Source organism: Endozoicomonas sp., from assembly GCF_031844845.1.
Taxonomy (GTDB): domain Bacteria; phylum Pseudomonadota; class Gammaproteobacteria; order Pseudomonadales; family Endozoicomonadaceae; genus Endozoicomonas.
On the sequence record NZ_JAVRMB020000287.1, the window covers coordinates 1 to 21,702 of the forward strand.

Annotated in this window: 15 protein-coding genes and 2 pseudogenes; 7 read left to right on the forward strand and 10 right to left on the reverse strand. The window is 46.6% G+C overall.

Annotated features, from left to right (window positions below; all coding sequences use genetic code 11):
- Positions 1-619 precede the first annotated feature (619 nt).
- The 6 genes from RM811_RS15360 to RM811_RS15385 form a co-directional block, all read right to left on the reverse strand.
- A complete protein-coding gene (locus RM811_RS15360) occupies positions 620-2,221 on the reverse strand; it encodes an ABC transporter ATP-binding protein (RefSeq protein WP_402525964.1) in 1,602 nt (533 codons plus the stop codon).
- Between the two features lie 57 nt (positions 2,222-2,278).
- Positions 2,279-3,298, reverse strand: coding sequence for an ABC transporter permease (locus RM811_RS15365; protein ID WP_402526039.1), 1,020 nt, complete (start codon positions 3,296-3,298; stop codon positions 2,279-2,281).
- A gap of 15 nt (positions 3,299-3,313) precedes the next feature.
- Positions 3,314-4,402 (reverse strand): microcin C ABC transporter permease YejB, encoded by a 1,089-nt coding sequence (locus RM811_RS15370; RefSeq protein ID WP_402525966.1) that lies wholly within the window; start codon positions 4,400-4,402, stop codon positions 3,314-3,316.
- A gap of 444 nt (positions 4,403-4,846) precedes the next feature.
- The gene (locus RM811_RS15375; RefSeq protein WP_402525968.1) at positions 4,847-6,838 is read right to left on the reverse strand and encodes an extracellular solute-binding protein; all 1,992 of its coding nucleotides are present in this window, start codon (positions 6,836-6,838) and stop codon (positions 4,847-4,849) included.
- Positions 6,839-6,965: 127 nt separating this feature from the next.
- Entirely contained in the window at positions 6,966-8,756 is a 1,791-nt protein-coding gene (locus tag RM811_RS15380; protein WP_402525971.1) for an extracellular solute-binding protein, read from the reverse strand.
- Positions 8,757-8,861: 105 nt separating this feature from the next.
- A complete protein-coding gene (locus tag RM811_RS15385; protein ID WP_402525974.1) occupies positions 8,862-9,338 on the reverse strand; it encodes an Lrp/AsnC family transcriptional regulator in 477 nt (158 codons plus the stop codon).
- Between the two features lie 361 nt (positions 9,339-9,699).
- Between RM811_RS15385 and hppD the strand changes: the two genes are divergently transcribed.
- Both hppD and phhA read left to right on the forward strand, forming a co-directional pair.
- Positions 9,700-10,779, forward strand: coding sequence for a 4-hydroxyphenylpyruvate dioxygenase (hppD, locus tag RM811_RS15390; RefSeq protein ID WP_402525976.1), 1,080 nt, complete (start codon positions 9,700-9,702; stop codon positions 10,777-10,779).
- Between the two features lie 82 nt (positions 10,780-10,861).
- Complete coding sequence (phhA, locus tag RM811_RS15395; RefSeq protein ID WP_402525978.1) at positions 10,862-11,662, forward strand: phenylalanine 4-monooxygenase; 801 nt, start codon at positions 10,862-10,864, stop codon at positions 11,660-11,662.
- Positions 11,663-12,424: 762 nt separating this feature from the next.
- Here phhA and RM811_RS15400 read toward each other — a convergent pair.
- Positions 12,425-13,621 carry a hypothetical protein gene (locus RM811_RS15400; RefSeq protein WP_402525980.1) on the reverse strand — a complete coding sequence of 399 codons (1,197 nt, stop codon included), beginning with the start codon at positions 13,619-13,621 and terminating at the stop codon, positions 12,425-12,427.
- 932 nt (positions 13,622-14,553) lie between these two features.
- Here RM811_RS15400 and RM811_RS15405 point away from each other — a divergent pair.
- From RM811_RS15405 to RM811_RS15425, 5 genes and pseudogenes are all read left to right on the forward strand, one after another.
- A complete protein-coding gene (locus RM811_RS15405) occupies positions 14,554-14,784 on the forward strand; it encodes a hypothetical protein (protein WP_402526041.1) in 231 nt (76 codons plus the stop codon).
- Positions 14,715-14,972, forward strand: a pseudogene (locus tag RM811_RS15410) (IS1 family transposase); the annotation flags it as partial. The gene RM811_RS15405 and the pseudogene RM811_RS15410, both read left to right, overlap by 70 nt.
- A gap of 211 nt (positions 14,973-15,183) precedes the next feature.
- A pseudogene (locus RM811_RS15415) lies at positions 15,184-15,589 on the forward strand (IS1595 family transposase); the annotation flags it as partial.
- Between the two features lie 363 nt (positions 15,590-15,952).
- Positions 15,953-16,810: an alpha/beta hydrolase gene (locus tag RM811_RS15420; protein ID WP_402525982.1), complete on the forward strand. Its 858-nt coding sequence runs from the start codon at positions 15,953-15,955 to the stop codon at positions 16,808-16,810.
- 39 nt (positions 16,811-16,849) lie between these two features.
- Positions 16,850-17,767, forward strand: coding sequence for a DUF4892 domain-containing protein (locus tag RM811_RS15425; RefSeq protein ID WP_402525985.1), 918 nt, complete (start codon positions 16,850-16,852; stop codon positions 17,765-17,767).
- A gap of 81 nt (positions 17,768-17,848) precedes the next feature.
- Here the strand turns inward: RM811_RS15425 and RM811_RS15430 are convergent, their stop codons facing one another.
- The 3 genes from RM811_RS15430 to RM811_RS15440 form a co-directional block, all read right to left on the reverse strand.
- A complete protein-coding gene (locus RM811_RS15430) occupies positions 17,849-19,375 on the reverse strand; it encodes a hypothetical protein (protein WP_402525986.1) in 1,527 nt (508 codons plus the stop codon).
- 572 nt (positions 19,376-19,947) lie between these two features.
- Positions 19,948-20,490: a YaeQ family protein gene (locus tag RM811_RS15435; RefSeq protein WP_402525989.1), complete on the reverse strand. Its 543-nt coding sequence runs from the start codon at positions 20,488-20,490 to the stop codon at positions 19,948-19,950.
- A 75-nt stretch (positions 20,491-20,565) separates the two neighbouring features.
- Positions 20,566-21,507 (reverse strand): hypothetical protein, encoded by a 942-nt coding sequence (locus tag RM811_RS15440; protein ID WP_402525992.1) that lies wholly within the window; start codon positions 21,505-21,507, stop codon positions 20,566-20,568.
- Positions 21,508-21,702: the final 195 nt, after the last annotated feature.

Here is a 21,702-nt window from a genome sequence, read left to right on the forward strand (position 1 = left end):
ATTATTAACGTGTTGTTTGCTTAGGAATTGTAATTAAATAACATCCCAATCCATCACTCGCCCAGGAACTGTAACATTGTTCCATCTAGAATTTATTCCTCCCGCCACCCTCGTTCCCACGCTCCGCGTGGGAATGCATACGGGACTTGCCGTAACCTCAGGGCTTGCTAATAGCCCACTGCCTGAATTGCCATGCAAAGGGTAAGAGCGATGGACAACCTCACTTGCCTGGGGGGCCCGGAGTTTCACGCCAGTTATTTTGTTACCCTCGTTCCCACGCTCTGCGTGGGAATGCATACGGGACTTGCCGTAACCTCAGGGCTTGCTAATAGCCCACTGCCTGAATTGCCATGCAAAGGGTAAGAGCGATGGACAACCTCACTTTCCTGGGTGTGCCGGAGTTTCACGCCAGTTATTTTGTTTGTGGTGGGTGCGGTATGCATTCCCACGCGGAGCATGGGAACGAGGTCATTTTGTTTGTGGTGGGTGCGGTATGCATTACCACGCGGAGCGTGGGAACGAGGTCACCCTTCGATACTTCGACAAGCTCAGAGCTCAGGGTGAACGGAGGTTGAAATTCAAATTGGGAAGTTATTTAGTGACGGTTCCTTAATAAGTCTCATGCCCGCTTCTGAGATTCAAAGGCTGCATTTATAAGCTCCCGGGTATATTCTTCTTTGGGTTGATTAAAAATTTGCGGTGTAAATCCCTGTTCTACTATTTGGCCAGCCTGCATCACAATGATACGGTGACTCATCGCCTTGACCACAGCGAGATCATGGCTGATAAAAATATAACTGAGATTGTATTTTTTCTGCAAGGTTCTCAATAAGTCGATAATCTGGGACTGGACTGTTCTGTCCAGAGCTGACGTAGGCTCATCCAGAACAATAAGCTTAGGCTTGAGAGCCAGTGCCCTGGCAATGGATATACGTTGACGTTGACCACCGGAAAACTCATGGGGATAACGGTGGCGGAATTCCGGATCAAGACCCACATCGTTCAGTGCGGAAATAATCAGCTGTTCCCGGTTTTCTTCCGTTGCCAGATTATGTATATCAAGACCTTCGCCGACAATTTCAGCAACGGTCATCCTTGGGCTCAGGCTGCCAAACGGATCCTGGAAAACGATCTGCATTTCCCTGCGCAGTGGTCGGAACTGTTTCTGGTTCATGGTGTCTATCCGTTGATCTTCAAACCGGATCAGTCCTTCTGAGGTTTGCAGTTTCAGCAACGCCATGCCCAGTGTCGTTTTACCGGAACCGGATTCTCCCACAATACCCAGTGTTTCGCCCTGATGAATATCCAGTGAAAGGTCTGTCACCGCTTTGATATAGCCAACCGTCTTTTTGAAAAAGCCTTTTTTTATGGGAAACCAGACCTTGATGTTTTCTCCGGAAGCCAGCTGTGCCGGGTTGTCGGCAAGTGGTTCCGGTTCTCCGGAAGGTTCGGCATTAAGCAGATCTATGGTGTAAGGGTGTTGAGGCGCAGTAAATACGGTTTCTGTTAACCCCTGCTCAACAATGACGCCATCTTTCATAACACAGATGCGATCAGAAACGTGCCGAATCAGGTTCAGGTCATGGCTGATAAACAGGATAGCCATGCCCAGTTTTTTCTGAAGCTCGGCCAGCAGGCTGAGGATCTGTCGTTGCACGGTGACATCCAGTGCGGTGGTTGGCTCATCAGCAATGAGCAGTGTTGGTTCACAGGCCAGTGCCATGGCGATCATGGCCCGTTGTCGCTGGCCTCCTGATAGTTCATGGGGGTAAGCCTTCAAACGATGGCTGGCATCCCGGATACCAACCAGTTCAAGTAGTTCCAGGGCTTTCGCCGTTGCCTCGCTGTTTTTCAGGCCCAGATGAATGCCCAGTACTTCACATATCTGCTTTTCAATAGTATGCAGTGGGTTAAGTGCTGACATGGGTTCCTGAAAAATCATGCTGATTTTGTGGCCCCGGATTTTCCGCATTTCTGTCTTCGAATAGCTGAGCAGCGCTTCGCCATTAAACTCAATACTGCCAGAGAATCTGGCATTTTCAGGAAGTAGCTGCAGGATACTCAGGGCCGTAATGGACTTGCCTGAACCGGACTCACCCACTAACCCAACGGTTTCCCCGGCATTGACTGAAAATGAAACACTTTTTACCGCGTCGAGATTATTATCTCCCTGTTGAAAACAAATCCTGAGATCGTTAATTGCCAGCAGTGGTTTATCCATAACGGTGCTCTTTCAAAGATCTATGTAGGTTCATGGCTGTCTTATGGCTCATGGCTATCACGAATAATATTTTCTGGGGTCCAGCGCATCTCGGCAGGCTTCACCGATAAATACCAGTAAAGTCAGCATGATGGACATAACCAGAAATGCCGTGATACCCAGCCAGGGAGCCTGAAGATTATTTTTGCCCTGGGCAATGAGTTCTCCGAGGGATGGTGAGCCGGCCGGCAAACCAAAGCCGAGAAAATCAAGGGATGTCAGTGTGGTGATCGCACCGGTCAAAATAAATGGCATAAAGGTGACAGTGGCGATCATGGCATTGGGCAATATATGGCGGAACATTAATCGGCCATCGGTCATGCCCAGTGCTCTGGCTGCACGAACATACTCAAGGTTTCTGCCTCTCAAAAACTCTGCCCGTACCACATCCACCAGTGCCATCCACTGGAATAGCAACATGATGCCCAATAGCCACCAGAAGCCTGGCTCAACAAAGCTGGAGAGAATAATCAGGAGGTAAAGAGTGGGCATGCCTGACCAGATTTCAATCAACCGCTGACCGAACAGGTCTATTTTTCCACCATAAAATCCCTGAACCGCACCGACGGCAACACCGATAATGGTGCTGAATACTGTCAGGGCAAGACCAAACAGAACGGAGATGCGAAAGCCATAGATAACTCTGGCCAGAACATCCCGTCCCTGGTCATCAGTACCCAGCCAGTTCTCTAACGTTGGGTGAGCCGGTGCAATACGGGCGTAGTTTATGGTGTCATAGCTGTAACGAATGGGAGGCCAGAGCATCCAGCCCTTTGGTTCGATCAGCTCTTTGGCAAAGTCCTGGCGATAATCCATCTCCAGTTCAAATTCACCGCCAAAGGTGGTTTCAGGGTAAGTCACCAGTGCGGGGAAATAAGGGCTGCCATCAAACCAGAGTAAAAGCGGCTTGTCATTGGCAACCACTTCGGCCAGCAGGGTGATCACGAAGAGCAGGGTAAAAACCCAAAGTGCGATATAGCCACGACGATTCTGTTTAAAGTTCTGCCAGCGCCGCTGGTTTAGCGGATTAAGTGTCAACTTGATCATTCAACGTCAGTCCCTGGCTTCGAAATCAATACGGGGGTCAACCGCCATATAGGTAAGGTCGCCAATCAATTTAATCACCATACCCAGCAGTGTGAAAATATAGAGTGAGCCAAACACCACCGGATAGTCTCTATTAATCGCCGCCTCATAACCCAGCAGGCCCAGACCATCCAGAGAAAAAATGATCTCAATCAGCAGCGAGCTGGTAAACAATATGCCAATCAGTGCGGCCGGAAAGCCGGAAATTACCAGCAGCATGGCATTTCTGAAAATGTGTTTATAAAGGACGGCGGTATCATCCAGCCCTTTGGCCCGGGCTGTCTGAACATACTGTTTATGAATTTCGTCGAGAAAAGAATTTTTGGTGAGCATGGTTAACGTGGCAAAACCACTGATCACCATACAGATAATGGGAAGAGTCATATGCCAGGCGTAATCCCACAGCTGCCCGAAGAAGCCCAGTTCTTCAAAATTATCGGACACCAGCCCTCTAAGCGGGAAGAAGTTCCAGTAACTGCCGCCGGCAAACAGCACGATCAATAAAATAGCCAGCAGGAAGCTGGGAATCGCATAGCCAGTGGTAATAATGGCACTGGACCAGATGTCAAAGCGGCTACCATGGTGAATGGCTTTGCGAATGCCCAGGGGAATGGAGATCAGATAGATTAGCAGGGTGCTCCAGAGCCCAAGAGAGATTGAGACGGGGAGTTTTTCTTTGATGAGATCCATGACTTTGGCATCCCGGAAAAATGAATCGCCAAAATCAAAGGTCAGGTAACTCTTAATCATTTTAAGGAAGCGTTCATGGGCAGGCTTGTCAAAACCATAGAGCTTTTCAATATCTTTGATCAGCTCGGGATCAAGCCCGCGCCGACCACGATATTCGCCGCTTTCATCCAGACTCATCTGGGCGACTTCAGCATTGCTGGAGCCACCAATACGGCTGATGGCGTTGACATCAAACCCTTCAAGTTTGGCAATCATCTGTTCAACCGGGCCACCGGGGGCCGCCTGGATGATGGCAAAATTAACCAGCATAATCCCGAGCAAGGTGGGGATCATCAGGGCGATCCGTCGTAAAATATAACTGCTCATGGAGACTTCCTGTTATGCATTGGTGATTCTCCTGGCTCTTATTGGCGTTAAAGACTCTGCTTTAGGGTCGTGGCATTGTAGAAAGTACCGGCCCTCCGTCATTCCCGCTACACCCCGTCATTCCCGCTACACCCCGTCATCCCCGCTACACCCCGTCATCCCCGCGAAGGCGGGGATCCACTGCTCGGGATAGACTCCCGGTCTCGAGATGGATTTCCGCCTTCGAGGTGTCGCAAAACCCTCCTCGCTCCCACGCTTTTAGGCCCCGTGGGTCCTGCGTGGTAGCGCCAGAACCCAACCACAGACACGATTCCTGCGGTTGGCTATGCATTCCCACGCAGAGCGTGGGAACGAGGTTCCTGGTGGGTTTTGCGACAGCCTCCTTCGCGGGGACGACGATGGTATATTCTTAATTGCGGCTTCTTTTAGCTTCAAGCTATAAACTTAAATTTTTCTTCTACGACGATATATCCAGAGTGGAATCATACCCAGCAGTATCAGACCTGAATAGTGCCATGGGATCTTGTTTTCAGGAGGACTTTCAGGGGAGCCTGAAACGTCTTTGTCCTTGACAATATTCTTTGAAACCGGGCTATTGTCGATCCACCAGGTATAAATATCTGTATTGTACAATGGTTCAGATTCTGGCCTGACCAGTTTGCTGGAGTGGGCAATCCGGTCGTAGGGGTAATACCATTGGGGGATCATATATTCTCCCCAGAGCAGAACACGATCCAGCGCTTTTACCGCAGTGGTCAGTGCTTCCCGACTGTCGGCATTAATAACATGACTGATCATGGCATCAACCACCGGGCTTTGAATACCCATATAGTTTCGACTGCCCCTGGTGTCAGCGGCCTTGCTGCCCCAGAAGCCGGTTTGTTCATTACCCGGAGATGCCGACTGACCGTAGGTGGCAAGGATCATGTCATAATCAAAAGCACGTATACGGTTAATGTACTGGGAGATATCCACGGAACGAATATTAAGTTCTATGCCCATTTGTTCAAGATTTTTCTTGAAGGGCAGGGCAATTCGTTCAAGAGAAGGCTGGGCTATCAGTAACTCAATTTTGAGCGGTTGACCCTGCGGATTAACCAGTCTGTTGTTGTTCAGAGACCATCCTGCTTCTTTCAGAAGTGTCAGGGCTTTCTGCAACTGTGGGCGGATATTTCCAGAGCCATCCGTGACCGGTAGCGTATAGGGTTCAGTAAACAGCTTTTCGGGTAATTCACTGCGCCATGGTTCAAGAAGCTTCAGCTCTTCACTTTCAGGAATGCCGGTCGCTTCCATTCCTGAATTACCAAAATAGCTTTGTGAGCGAATATAGCTGTTATGGAAGATATTTCGATTTAACCACTCAAAGTCCATTGCATAACCAATGGCTCTGCGCACCAGCGGATCCTGAAAGAAATCCTGTCTCAGGTTAAAGGCAAAGCCCTGAATAGGCGCCGGATTGCGGGTAGGGATGGTTGCCAGGATCAGATCACCCTGATGAACCGCAGGGACATCATAGGCAGTAGCCCAGTTTTTGGCGATATTTTCATATCGTAAATCGTACTCTCCGGCTTTCAGGGCCTGAAGCGCAACATGTTCATCCCGATAGTAGTCATAGCTGATGTTATCAAAATTATAACGGCCCACATTAACGGGTAAATCCTGTGCCCAGTAATCTGCTACCCGCTGGTAGGAAATACTGCGACCACCATCGACGTTAACCACCTGATAAGGCCCGCTGCCAAGAGGCGCTTTGAGAGAGGCCGATGAGAAATCGTTTTCGTCCCGTTCCCAATGATGTTTTGGCAACACCGGAAGCTCTGAGAGGATGAAAGGTAATTCAGGGTTGTTGGCATGTTTAAAGTTAAAGCGAACACGGCGGTCGGACAGGACAGTCACGGACTCTACATCGGAATAATAACTGCGATAGAAGGGATGCCCTTTCTGGGTAAGCAGCTCAAACGTGTATTTCACATCGGTTGCGGTGATCGCTTTGCCATCGTGGAAGCGGGCACGGGGATTCAGGTTAAAGGTAATGCTACTGTTATCCGGTGCTCTTTCTGCGGACTCGGCAATCAGCGGATAAAGGGAAAAGGCTTCGTCCCGACTCTGGGTCATCAGGGTATCGTAAATAAGGCTTATACCGGTAACGGGTGTCCCTTTATTGGTGTAGGGGTTGAGGCTGTCAAAAGTACCGCTGGCAGCCATTCTGACACTGCCGCCTTTAGGTGCCTCAGGATTGACATAGTCAAAATATTTAAAGGGGTTTCCGGGCTGGCCATACTTCGCGTCGCCATGGAGAACAAGGGCCGTTTTGGCATCAGTTCCGGATACTGTATCGGTAGAGCTGGCTGAAGAGCTGCTTGTGAAAGAGAGAGCAAGCCCCAGTGATAATGTTGCGATCTTGAAAGAGCTGAGATAGCCAGAATTCATTAGCATCCTAAGAAACCGTTAATGTTTTAAAATCTCTACACAGTCTTGTTTATAAGCAATCGTTCTAATATAGACTTAACCATGGATGGTTGTTAAGTGCCAGTTTTGTAACTGGCCAAATAGTAAGTGCTTTTTAAAAATCCCGCCACCAGGTGCTCAGGCCATTTTCGTAAGGAGGCGCTATTTCCGGATGTTTTAATCCGGGGCGATAGACCATCGGCCAGTAGGGTAAATACCATTGGGGTATTACCGCGTAGTGCCAGAGTACTATCCGGTCAATAGCCCGGGTATACAGAGTTAGCTCTGGACGACTTTGTGCATTGATCGCTTTTTCAATCATGGCATCCAGTGCCGGAAGTTTAATGCCGCTTAGGTTTTTTCCGACGGCACTGTCAGCACTGAGACTTCCCCAAAAACTGTTCAGTTCGGTACCGGGGGTAATGCTGGGGTAAAAACCATGGATGATCATATCAAAATCAAATTTACCAATACGGTTGAAGTACTGTGAAGTGTCAACGGTATTGATGGTGGCAATAATACCCAGCTCCTGAAGGTTCCGGGTGAACGGAATGACGAACCGTTCAAACTGTGGATCCCTTAACAGTATTTCAAAGCGCAACGGCTTGCCCTGCTTGTCCAGTAGCTTTTTGTTTTTGTATGTCCAGCCCGCGTCCTTCAATAATTGATAGGCAACGGATTTGTTTTTGCGCCAGTTACCAGTGCCGTCCGTTTGCACCGGCTCCCAGGGTGAGTTGAACAGTTCAGCCGGTAATGATGACCGCCAGGGTGCCAGCAGCGCTTTCTCTTCTGTGGAGGGAAGACCGGTTGCCGCGAGATCCGAGTTGGAAAAAAGGCTGTAAGCCTGGTGGTACATATCAAAGAAAAGGTGCTGGTTGGCCCAGTTAAAATCCAGGGCCAGGGAAATGGCTTTTCGAACGTTACGTTCCTGGAAAACGGGCTTTCTTAAATTGAAAACAAACGCGCGCATGCCAAGGCTTTTATTCTTAATCTTTTCCTGTATGAAGGGTGGCTGTCCCGGGGGTGTGGTTTTATAGGCCTGATGCCAGTTTCTGGGGTTGGCATCGATCCGTAGATCAAACTCACCTTTTTTGAAGGATTCCAGGGCAACGCTGTCATCCCGGTAATAGTCAGTACGAACCTTATCGAAGTTGTGGCGACCTTTGTTAACGGGAAGGTCTGCTGCCCAATAGTCTCTTACTCGCTCATAAGTCACATAACGACCGGGACTGTACGTCTTTATTTTATAAGGGCCACTGGCCAGTGGCGGTTTCAGGGTTGTTTTAAAAAGATCATTTTCTTCTTTTTGCCAGTAGTGGGCAGGAAGAACACGAAGCTGTGAGAGCCTCAGTACCAGACTTTTTGCGGGTGGTTCGCTGAAGTTGAATCGAACAGTTTTGGAATCAATGACTTCAACATTACGGATGATTTTATAAAGATGCCGGTAATGGGGCGGGCCTTTCTTTTTCAGCGACTGGAAAGTGAACACGACATCATTGGCAGTGATTGGCGAGCCATCATGAAATTGCGCTTTGGGGTTCAGGTGGTAAATAACCCAGCGATAGTTATCCGGGTATTCAATACTTTCTGCGATCAGACCATAGACGGAGTAAGGTTCATCACCGACTCTTAACATCAATGGGTCATAGAGAAAGTAGCTGCCATCAGCCCAGGCTCCCTTTGGTGAAAAAGTATTAAAGGTGTCAAAAGTACCCGTGACGCCTTTACGGAGCATGCCTCTTTTAGGCGCATCGGGATTAACATAGGAAAAATGGGTAAATTGATTGCTGTACTTAAGCGTATTGTGAAAGCTCAGGCCATGGGAAATGGTAATATCGTCGCCGTAAGCAAAATAAGGTATTGCCATTATGAGCGCAAACAATCCTTTGCTTAGATATGCAATCATATAGAGCGAGCCTGTATTCCGGTTTATATCTGCTTATCGGATTTTTAACAGTCAATGATCATGATGTTAAGGAGCTGTCCTTAAAGGACGGTTCCTTAATACCCGCTATAAGCCGAGTGGCAGTGCCGTGGTCGATTTAATGGCCGAGAGCGCCAGGGCTGTTTTGATCTGGCTGATACCGGGAATCTTCATCAGCTCTTCCATCAGGAAAAAAGAGAGTGCCTGTTGGTTTCTGGCAATAACTTTTAATAGATAATCACCATCACTGCCGGTGATGGCATGACACTCCATAACCGGTGACATATTGAGGATGGCCTCTTTAAAGTAAGTTGCAGATTCCGGTGTGTGATTATCCAGTGAGACCGTAACGAATGCCTCAACATCCAGGCCAACCGCTTGAGGATTTAGCAGAGTGACCTGCTTTTGTATATAGCCTTTTGCTTTCAAACGACTGATACGCCGGGAACATTGCGATGCTGACAGGCTGACCAGTTCGGAAAGGCATTGTAGAGACAGGGCATCATCCTGTTGTAATGCAGATAAAAGCCGTATGTCATAAGTATCCAGTACATTTCTGTTCATAATCCGGTCCTTCGCTGTTTTGCCTCTGTGCCCCGGGTGTTAAAAGAGGTATTGACGCCGGTCATCTTTCCCGCCCGATGCATTGATATGCTTCCTGAAGCGCCGTCCTTTACAATGGTCTACCGCTATCGGTGCTCCTGCCGAATGTATTTGCAGGCGCTATACAAAACTTCAGGCACACCTGTTAGTGTCAGGAGCTAGTGTCAGGAAGTGTAAGTCCAGATGGTTGGCTCCGCCAATTCATCTGATGCAAACCTTTTGTATTATCTTGCGTAACCAGACTGTAGATCGCAAGGCTTTTGCATCAGTCCAATCGTATACTTTTTCTATACTGTTGCTGGAATGTAAATGAGGATGAAGCATGACAACGAACAAAATATCAAAGATTACCAGCACGAACCCAATGGGAACTGATGGGTTTGAATTTGTTGAATATGCATCACCGGATCCTGTGGCTCTGGGCAGCCTTTTCAAACAGTTTGGATGTGTGCCCGTGGCCCGTCATCGATCAAAGGAGGTGACTCTATATCGTCAGGGGGGAGTTAACTTTATTGTCAATGGCGAGCCAGATTCTTTTGCCCAGAGGTTTGCCCGGGAGCATGGACCCTGTGCCTGTGCCTTTGCCATTAGGGTTGAGGATGCTGGCTTTGCCTATGAGAGGGCTCTGCAACTGGGTTGTGAACCAGGCCCGACTCAGAGCGGACCGATGGAGTTGAATATTCCATCCATTATTGGCATCGGTGGGAGTCTTATTTATCTGGTTGACCGCTATGGCGATAAGGGTTCCATTTATGATGTAGACTTTGTCCCTATTGAAGGTGTGGAACAAGAGCCTGAGGGTCTGGGCCTCACATTCATTGATCATCTCACCCACAATGTTCATCAGGGTAATATGGATAAGTGGGCTTCTTATTATGAAGATATTTTTAATTTCCGTGAGATTCGTTACTTTGACATTGAGGGTAAGCTGACTGGATTGAAATCCAAAGCCATGACCAGTCCCTGTGGCAAGGTCAAAATACCCATTAACGAATCGTCTGATGACAAGAGCCAGATTGAAGAGTATCTGAAGGAATACAAGGGAGAGGGAATTCAACACATTGCCCTGTATGCCAAAGATATTTACCACACTGTTCCGGCAATGCGTGCCAGTGGGACTGCTTTTATGAACCCCCCTCCGGAGACTTATTATGAGATGCTGCCAAATCGGCTACCCTGGCACCATGAAGACATGGAACAGCTAAAGAAAAACGCCATTCTTATGGATGGGGCGCCAACGGAAGAGGGCGGTTTACTGCTGCAAATATTTACCCAAACCGTCATCGGTCCCATTTTCTTTGAAATTATACAGCGCAAAGGCGATGAAGGATTTGGTGAAGGTAACTTTACCGCTCTGTTTGAGAGCATAGAGAGGGATCAAATAGAAAGGGGCGTTCTTTAATTCTCTCAGAGAATAAATCTTCAATCAGGCGGGATAATGCTTACCTTTCATTATCCCGTCACCAAGGTCGGGGAGAGTATTTATGAAGTCATCCAAATATCAGGCAAGAAAACCTGATGAGTCGGGCTTTATTGAATATACGGAAGAAGAACACGAAACCTGGGGTATCCTGTATCACCGGCAGATTGAGTTATTGAAAGGCCGGGCATGCGATGAATACATGAACGGTATCGAAGAGCTGGTCATGCCTTCGGAGCGTATCCCCCAGCTTGATGAAATTAATCAGGTGCTGGAAGATAAAACAGGCTGGGGAGTTGCCAGAGTCCCGGCACTGATTTCATTTGACCGTTTTTTTAAGCTGCTGGCTGATAAACAGTTTCCCGTAGCCACTTTTATTCGGGCACGGGAAGAGCTGGACTATCTTCAGGAACCCGATATTTTTCATGAGATATTTGGTCACTGCCCATTATTGACCAATCAGGATTTCGCCGATTTTACTGAAACCTATGGCAGGCTGGGACTAACTGCTACCAAAGAGGAGCGGATCTATCTTGCCAGGCTTTACTGGCTGACGGTGGAATTTGGTCTGGTCAACACTTCAGAAGGTTTGCGTATTTATGGTGGTGGCATACTTTCCAGCTATGGAGAAACTGGCTATGCACTGGAGAGCGATATTCCGGTCAGAGCCCCGCTAGACCCTTTGACAGCAATGAGAACCCCCTATCGGATTGATATTCTTCAGCCGCTGTATTACGTGATTGATGACCTGTCAGTGCTCCATGGTCTCCGTGAAATGGATATTATGGCGCTGGTTCATCAGGCGATGGCGATGCCTTTATTGCCTCCCTTGTTTGAACCCAAGCCTCAGGGCGACGCTGCCTGAAGAACCGCTCTCTACCGCTGGTTTGAGCGGTAGAGTTTTCTTTACGTCGTATCCTTCATGCTCACATTTATTAACTATCCGATCATTATAGAATGATAATATCCAATCATATATGATTACTATATCTTTGCCCATAATCTCTACTGCATGGTTTTAACGGGATAGACGGGATAGGTTGGGTCGAACGGAGTAAACCTCAATAATTTTACCGATGATTGCAGATAGTTTGTTGGGGCTGGCATTCGCTCGACCCAACCTGCGTCATCTGCCAATTTCTTCAATGAAACGTAGTAGGTTGGGTCGAGCAGAGCGAGCCCCAACAAATCTCGACACGCCCCATAAATGGATATTTTTATGGATGTCCTGTTCTGCTGTGCTGTACTGCTTTTTTATGGATGTCCTGCTCTGCTGTTTACTCTGCTGTCCTTTTTATGGATGTCCTGCTCTGCTTTTTGGATATTTTTATGGATGTCCTGTTCTGCTGCTGTTCTGCTGTATAAATGGATATTTTTATGGATGTCCTGTTCTGCTGTTTTTATGGATGTCCTGCTCTGCTCCTCTGCTCTGCTCCTGCTCTGCTGTTTACTCTGCTGTCCTTTTTATGGATGTCCTGCTCTGCTTAGCTCTGCTTACCTGAAACACAACGAGTGCCGAAAGAAGTAATGCGATGAAGATTTTCTGGGGCTTTTTGACCATGGACAAGTGTCGTTTTTATTATAGTGTTCATGAAGGATCATATCAGCGAACAGAGGCATCTATAGCCTATTCACTGATTTCCAACATCACAGAATATTTCTGAAAAGTGTCCAAAGTATTGCTACAAGACGCCCACCTATATGTTGGTTCTGCTGTGATCAGGTCTGTAGTAGTCATCGGGGCTGTTGTAGCCCGCTCTGCTGTGGTCAGGTCTGTTGTAGTCAGGTCTGCCGTGGTCGGGGCTGCCGTGGCAGGGCTACCGGAGGTAGATCTGTCGATGGTAGTAGGGCCGTCGGTAAACGGGATAAATCTTGCAGACTCTGACACTTGGGGGATCGGCCAGTGGTATGATTGGCCAATATCATATATTTTTGTTTTGGCTGCTTGATAACGCGCCCGTACATCACTCTCTGTATCAGAAAGGAAGCAGTTCAGATCATTAGCTGTTTTACTAACCATCTGTACAATCTCTGATCTCTGCAAATGTGCTTCTTTTGTGATTTCATCCACACAATGTGACATTGATTTTGCTTCCTTCTTAGTACTTTTTGCTCTGGATTTTATTTTATTTATTTCTTTTTCTTTCATTTCTTGCAGAGTAAATTGTTCGTTTAAGTTTTTATTCAGTTCTGTTTTTTGTCTTAAGAAACCGTTTTGTAAATCCAACACATGATCATGATGAGTTACACAGCCTCCAACTTTTTTCTGGGTGGTCTGGGTGGTTGGGAGCATTTCCACGGATGACCGAATACTATGTTGTTTTGCACGATAATGCGTGTCTTGTTCAACCGTTTGTTTTTTTCGGAACTTTTTCCCAGGGCTCAGAACACATTCTTTTGCAAGCAGATTCTTATTAGCGTTCTTGCTATTCCGGCCTGTCCGTCTTCGTTCAGGTGTCGCTTCAGCTCCCTGCTGGCGCTGGGTGCTGCCGGAACGGGTAGCACCCATACGGTGGCCTGCAGCTTCGGCTTTACTAATGTGCGCTTTGTCCCTTTCCATCCCCGAGGTTTTACCCTTGCCCTTCAGCCGGGACTTTGTTTGAAACTTGTCCATCTGGACATGATGGTTAGCGAGCGCTTTTTTCCCCTTTGATCTGCCCTGTTCGTGGTGAGGAATCCGCGAAGCATCATAGTCGTAATGACCCACACGTCTGCCATTGCTAGCAGCAGTATATGGGGAATGGGTAATGTTGGCTGTAATATTGGGTCCTTTGGCTGGCATGGCTATATTCTGTATTGTTGCCGTCAGCGTTTTGTTGAGCATAAGATACCACCTTTTATTAATCTTGGTAATTCGAGCCAGTTTCAGAATCAAAAACAAAAAGATCCTGCTTTGTATGATCTACAGATACTCGCTCCGCCTCTTAAAATTTTGATTCCCTCAGCAACTAACCTTGCTGAATTTGATTTTTTCCTTACACTTACCGTGTCACTTACCGTGTCACTTACCGTGTCTATCGGTGGATTGATGATTCCATTATGCAAGGTGTTTTTTTTCAATCCGAGTAAAGAAGATACGATAACCGGGCACCAGCGTTTCCAGATGCTTGCTTATGCGTAAGAACTTCCTGAAGTGTACGACACTTTGCTTCTTTTTTAGACTTAATTTCAAGCCCCCCTTAACCCTGATTTGAATGATCGTCTGTGTTTTGGAATCAGGCGAATATTTTGCCGCCTTACGGAACCACAAAGATCGGTAGTCATAAACCGATGGCTGGGCTCCAAACTCAAGCAACTCTACCCGGAAACATTGCCTAGACTTGATGCTATAAAGCCATAGGTTCCTTTATCGCATATCGCAGGATTCACCTGGTTTGTACTTTTTTCATAACAGCACACCCCTTAACTGTTAGGAGGCTGTCCGAGGATAATAGGCTCAAGGTGTAGATTGTCAAATTAGACTTTTTAAAAACCGGATTCGTGGCCTGGGCAGAAACCGTAAGACATCTGTCTTGTAGTTGGTCAAATGTGTGGATAGGGATAATCCCATACTGACAAACTCTTCATCCTAATATACGTCTTATGACGTGTATTATTGAAGTTAAATGCCCCGACTGCCATCTCTCGCTCGTTGGGAAGAACGGTTTTTGCCGTAAAGGAAATCAGCGTTACCTCTGCCATAATGAACTGTGTGAAATCACATCGTTTATGCTCGAATATCGGTACAAGGCTTGATACCGGGACGTCAGAAATAACATCGTCAAAATGGCAATCAACAGCAGTGGGATCAGAGATACCAGCAGAGTGCCTGGCGTTAGCAAAACAACCGTCATCAACGTGTTAAAAAGCAAAGAGTCTCTTCTGCTGCAAGTGAATCCAAACATCAGAACTATGAACTTTAATAGCGGCAGCTTAAGGCGTTATTGGAGCCGTTTGGTATTAGTCGTTTCTATAGCGATGACTGGGGTGCTTATGAACGAAATATAGCCCCGGAGAAGCATGAGATTGGCAAGAGAAATACTCAGAAAATTGAACGTAAGAATTTGAATTTCAGAACATGGATCAAACGGTTAGCGAGAAAGAGCATATGCTTTTCCAAGCTTGAGAAGATGCACGATATTGTCATTGGATTACTGATTAACGCGCTTGAATTTGGGGTAGATATTTATGCTTGACCACACATTTGGCCCACTACCATTCATTTTTATCAGGATAGAATAACTTTTTTGGAACTAATTATTCTGACAAATAGATTTAATTAAACCATGGTCGCACTGTAGATTTCGCACTTCCGTAGCAAGTCATCAAGGCAAGTTACATGCTCAAGACTAAAAGCCAGAAAACTCAGTAAATACAAGTGGTTAGCTCTTAAGTCAGTGCCATTGGGCTCGGGACCGTAATCGAAATACCGTTGATGGTGTGTTAGAAAACGAAAGTGCTAATGAATTGTGCAGGCATTTAAATGGCCGTATATCGATTCAGGCACGGTCTGTGGGATGCTCACCTTGCTCACGAAAAACTTGCTGACAAGCTTGGATTTGACTTCAAAGAGCTGGTGACATCAGCAGGTCGACATGTTGTTGAAGGTATTTACCATATCCAGACTGTAAATTCTTATCACAGTTATTTAAAACGCTGGATTGGCGGCGTATTCCATGGGGTTGCAACTCGTTACCTTCCGCATTATCTGGCTTGGAGGAGAGAACTGACAGCAGCAACCAAGTTAACTGCTGGCCAGTTAGTCGGCAGAATTGTTGAGCATTGGTGCTTCCAACCATTAACGGTAACTTAGCCAGAAAGCATTCTGTAAAAATTATGCTGATCTCTTTGATGACAACGAAAAGCTTAAAAGGTTTTTCTCTTTATGGATTCCAGGGAGTTGATCAAAGTGCGGTTTCTCCGAGTGTAAAACTCAGTCATAACAGCCGTTAAATATATACAGTCTGAATTGCCGGGGCCGGTTTTTTTGCGAATGACTCATTATTTTTTTGGTTGACCAGTGTGTTAATATTCAGCCGTTTGTCACAAAACCATCAAATGGTTGGCTCCTGAAATACCGGTTTTTCATGAAATCGTTCTCAGAAGCTACTTTTGTGGTGTTCCAAGTTACTATTTCTGAAGAAGGCTCATTGCCTCAAATCACAAGGAGTCCTTGATGCAGCCCAGGGAGCTGAACATTCAAACACCCCATTTAACGTTTGCTGCACTTGAATGGGGTGATTCACAGGGACATCCGGTGATAGCGCTCCATGGCTGGCTGGATAATGTAGCCAGCTTTACGCCGATCGCTCCGAAACTGGAAGGCATTCGTGTGATAGCCGTTGATCAGGCTGGTCATGGTCTTTCAGAGCATCGGCCAGAGTGGTTCAGTTACGATGTCTGGCACTATGTTGAGGATCTGGTCTATATCGCTGAAGCCTTGCAACTGGATCGGTTCGGCCTGCTTGGCCATTCAATGGGGGGCGTGGTCAGTACCATGGCTGCCGGATCTGTCCTTAAAGAACAGGTAACCGGGCTGGTGGCTATTGATGGTTTGTTTCCCTGGCCGAGAAAAGCTGAAGATGCACCAAACGCATTGCGTGACTATATCAATCAGCGCAGAACGCCTGCGAACCAACTTCCGGTAACCCGTTATCGTTCCAGGCAGCAGGCGGTTCGTGCTCGTGCAATAAGCCAGTTCAAGGTCTCCAGAGAATCGTCTGAATTACTGGTCGAACGTTCACTGCGGCAGGTAGGGGATGACTGGCTCTGGACCTCCGATCCACGGTTAAAATTAGGGTCTCCTACCCGCTTCACCCTGGAACAGACCCTCGCTTTTCCACAACAGATTACCTGTCCTGCCCATATGATTCACGTTGATCAAGGTTCGATCAACGATGCGATTCAGCAGTACAGTGATCGATTACCGAATATTCAATTCCATCCTATGAGCGGCAATCATCACCTTCATATGGATGATCAGGTTGATGCCATTGCCGGGATTGTTAACTCTGTTTTTGGCAATGGGTTATGATACGCTGATGAGACTATGGGGGAGGCCTTGGATTGTTCTATGAATAAAGTGATTACATGGTGTCTTACTCGGTTTAAGGCTGATCAAAGGCGTAATGCAACCTCTGATATTTTGCGAGGTTGTTTACTGCTCCTGTCAATGACTCCTTTCCAGTTCAGTTATGGTTCTGAGCTTCCGCCCTTTCCCAATGCCGGCCTGCGGCTTTCTGCTGATGAAGACCGGCAGAATCATCCGGTGATCACCAGTCGTATGAAAAGAGTTAATGGCGTTGTTACCTCTGATGGGTCGCAGTGGTTTGATGGTCATCTGAATAGAGCTCTGTATTTATTGCCGCCCGGTCATAGCAGCAGTCAGGGCTATGACTTTTATGTTGATCAGTTGCGTGACCAGGGCGTCGAGACTCTCTTTCAGTGTCGTAGCTTTTCCTGCGGTGCCAGCAACTTCTGGGCAAATGATATTTTTGAGATATCAACCCTTTATGGCCAGGATAAAGAGCAGGCCTTTTTTATCGGGAAAAAGCAGGGCAGTTATTACTCGGTCTATTCTGTGCGGCGGGGTAATGGTCGAGTTTATACTCTGGTCGATGTGTTCAAGCCTTCTGATTATAAAGTTGAGAAAGTCAGTGAGCAGAGAGAATCCCGCGGCAATGTGAAACTGCGCCTGAATGATGGACTGGTTAAAAGCTCAGATTTGAAATTATTTGTTGAAGAGATGAACGGTGATTCAGCAATGAATGCACTGTTTATTATTCACAGCCCTGTTCCTGAAACTCTGGCGGAACTGGACGTCTGGCAGCAGAAAATGGAGGTGCAGAAAACCGCTATCCAGCAGTATCTTAAACATCAGGGTATTGCTGGCTCACGGCTGCGTTTCAATATTTCTGTTGGTACTGATGATGATTCGATGGAGCAGAAAACCACTCAGGCCTTCTGGCTGGAAATTGTGCCGCTAAATTAGCGTGGTATATAGGCTTAGAACTCATAACCCGGATTTTTTCTTAATTCGTCTCCTGAAGAAGAAAGGTGATCATCAGGGATATTACTCCGGTTTTTCTATGCGCCTTTTTTTTGCTTGCACATCAACATCATAAGGCTGGAAATGTTTAGGCCTCACATTGGAACCATGATTAATCATTGGCGATAAGTCCGTAGCATCAGGCCGCGATGTTAATGAATCGACACCCGTGGGGGGGCTAAGTTCTTGCCAAAATATCGAAGCGATCATCAGACGTGACCCTGCTCTTTTTTCTTTATCAGCATTGGCTAATGCTGGCTGATCAGTGGATTCTGTTGTCGCCTCTAACTCCTTTTGGAAATCAAGGTACACCTGATACTGGCTACCAGAGATATCCTGCCGTCCTGATACCGGTTTTTGTTCTTTTTCCATCATGTTATCAGTTACAAAGTTTATCATGTTATCAGTTACAAGGTTTATCATGTCACTACCAAAGGAATTAAAAGCTTCCCCTTTATTAACATTACCGTTCGTTTCCGGGCTCTGCTCTGGCCTATAAGGAAGCTGGGTGAGTTTAGTCGCAATGGTCGTATTAATGTCTGTTACAGGCTGCATAATCATTGCGACGGGGTCGCTTTGCAGAGTTCCACTATTTGATGTTTCCTGCGCGTTTTGTAGTTCATTCAATGTCTCCAGGAGCTCATTTATTGATTGGCTGTTCAATGACGATGTTGACTGTTCCATTGCTGAAGATATTGGAGGATATGGGCATGTCTCCTGAGAAGCATCAGTAGATGGGTATGTGTCTGGAGCAGAGGCTTGGATTTTTCTCTGGATAAGCGGCTGAATCTTACCTTTGGATTCCATTGGTATCTTACATGGTTCTTGAAAGATCAGCCCTGTATCATCAAACATGTTGCCAGATAAGCCGATATTGTCTGGTGATGTTGACCGTTTAGAATCCGAAAAGTAAAGCACTGGAGATTGCCTCTCTGCTTCTTGTATTTTTTGCTGGATGAGCTGCCAAACCACATCCCTGCAGTCCTCTGGTATCTTGCATGGCTTTTGTAATATCAGCCCCAGATCTTTCAGGGGTACTGCTTTGATCATAGCTTCAAACAGTTCTGCTTCCAGATTTTGATGGCGGAACCACAGGCTGAATGCAGTTTCATCGTTAGCGTTTTTTATCAGGGGATTGGCACCAAACCGAAGTAGAAGTCTGGCAATCTGGTCAGTTTCATCGAAGGGGATTTCTTTTCGAGACAGCAGTTCATTAAGGACTGTATTTTCGGATTCCAGAATTCGCCTTGAATTCTTGTCGATTTCCTTAATGGTTTTATTTGGGAAAGGAACCGGTTTTAAGTTGACCGCCTTATCAATACTGAGTGGTATTGACGTCTGTATGGCTTCAAGCAACTCCTTTAGTACATCGTAACGAGTTACCCCCTGGTATGTCTTATCTTTAAATAAGGCTTCGTGCAATGATGTCGTGATCTTTTCCTGCCATGGGCTGGCACCCATAGCAACTAATGGTTTGATACAGGGCAGTGCACCATTCCTTGCGGCCTCTTTCAGTGCCGTAAGTCCATGAATATCATGCCAGTTTATCAAATCTCTTAAATGCAGAAGCCATTCCCTATGGCTTATTCCCTCCGGGATCTTCATTAATCCGGGAATAAGCCTGTGTAACAAAACAAAGGTTAACCTCTTTTGATTTTCATTTTTTGGGGGCCAGGCAGATTGCCTGATGGCAAGGGAGAGAGCACTGCGAGAATCAGCTTTAGTTTTAGGCTCTAAATAATTAAGGATTTCTGGCTGTGTGCGATGGCATGCCCCGGTGGTTAACGGGATTTCGGAAGAATTTTTCCTGTTATTTTCAGGATAACCCACAGCCCTTGGTAATCTTGGTAATCTTGGTAATTCACGTTTAAGGTGATGACACGCTACCATTTTTCGACGGTTCAGATCTTGGTCGACAGGCTGAGAATAAGCCGATGCGGATGTGGCAGGAAATGTCCCGGTTGTAGAGTCATGATTTTGCCTCGCAGGATATTGCCCGTTTAATGGGTAAGGGTCTGATAACATCTGCGAGAGCATACCTACACCTATAATGATTCTGACTTTATAATTGCCATATTAGACTGATAAAAAGTATTTATGTTCCCGAAGCCGGTAATTAACTTTCAGTCAATGGGAAAACGCCGGTCAATTTCCAGTGTCAGGTTTTCTTGATTATTGCCAATGGATATCTGCTGATCCTGAATAACGCAGTGCAGTTTCATGTTTTTATCAATGAGGTTGACCAGTGCATTGGCTTCAGCAGGAATGCGGTAGATATGCAGATTATTAAAGCGCTGAACTTTCTCCTGACACTGCTGCCACCAAATATCGGACGTTCGTCCTCCATAGTTATAGATAAACACCTGTTTGGCACGACCACAGGCCTTACGCAGGCGTTTTTCATCGGGCTGACCCAGTTCAATCCAGGTTTCAATTTCACCACTGAGATTTTTCTGCCAGATATCCGGTTCATCATCGGTGCTGATGCCGCGAGTGAACGACAGGTCATCCGATGCGTGCAGTGACCATGCCAGTAATCTCAGCATGGCCCGCTCATCACTCTCGGAAGGATGACGGGCAATGGTCAGTTCATGATCTGCGTAATAATGGCGGTTCATGTCCGCAATATTGACTGCAGCTTTGTAGATGGTTGCTTTCAGTGCCATAAATCGTTTGCTCGATTAAATAGCGGAGTTTAACCTGAAAGGAGGGCTTTCTGCTAAACAGAAAGCCCTGAAAAGTTATTGAATCCAGGTGCCGGGGTGGCGCAGTGACAGTTCCCGAATATGCTGGTAGATGACCGGGTAATCAATACCGGCAAGCTGCAGGATCTGAGATAGCTGCTGATAACTGTAACCGGTATCCAGTCGGTCCCGGAGAATGTCGTTAAAGGCGGCTCTGCTCTTAATGTAAGCCTTGTAGTAGGGTAGTGACGCCACTTTTTCCAGGTTTTCAATGTAGCGGTAGGTCGTTGTCTTCATCGCCGAATTCAGCGTTTCAGGAGAACTGTCCTGATCCGATATTTGGCGGGTAATATTCCCCATACTGTGGCAGGCACTTTGTTTTAAGTCACTGCTGGCAGGCTTATTCAAATGCTGGCTGCATTCGCCAAGCTTATTGTTGAATGCACTCAGAACAGTCTCTTGATTTTTTAGTGAAAATGCCTGCTTTTGATGCTTGTCTGACCATTCTTCCAACAGCCCGGTGAGCATTTCTATCCATTGGGTTTTCCGGGTGTCAGAATATTCAGCCTGATCCAGTAACTCCTGCCACTGTTGTAAGGCTGATTCATTGGCAAGTTCGATAGTCTGCCCCGGGGTTTCCAGTGCTTTCGGAAGCCAGGTTAGATAAAGCTGACGAAGTTGATAGCGATAGCCCTCAGTGATCATTCCCCGGGAACTTTTCTGATAGGCATCAGCGAGCATTCCGTATTTGAGGGCATGTTCAATCAGGTCCTGATTTGACCGGATTACGGGTGGTTTGGCGACAAAAGCGCTTTGTTTAATAGCAACGGTTTGATGATCGTCCTCAATGGTATAAACAGAGGTTCTGGCACTGGAACTGCTCATTACTGATAAAGTAAAGAAGCTGGACCCTAGCAGGATCATGATGGGTAGTTTCTTGATCGTCATGGTTCCTTCCGAGAGTAGCGAAATATCAACAGACTCAAATAGTATCGGCATGGTCGGCAGCCATTATTAAGATTTGTTCTCGAAGGATTCATTGAGTGAAGGGCTGACAAAACAGTACGACGTTGGCGGGAAAAATCCGATAAGTTTGTCAAGATGATGTAATGTTGACGTGGGTCAATATGCAGAAAAAAACAATACGTAATATGGCTTATGCCTGATGGAGAAAAGAGAAGGGGGATTTCTCCA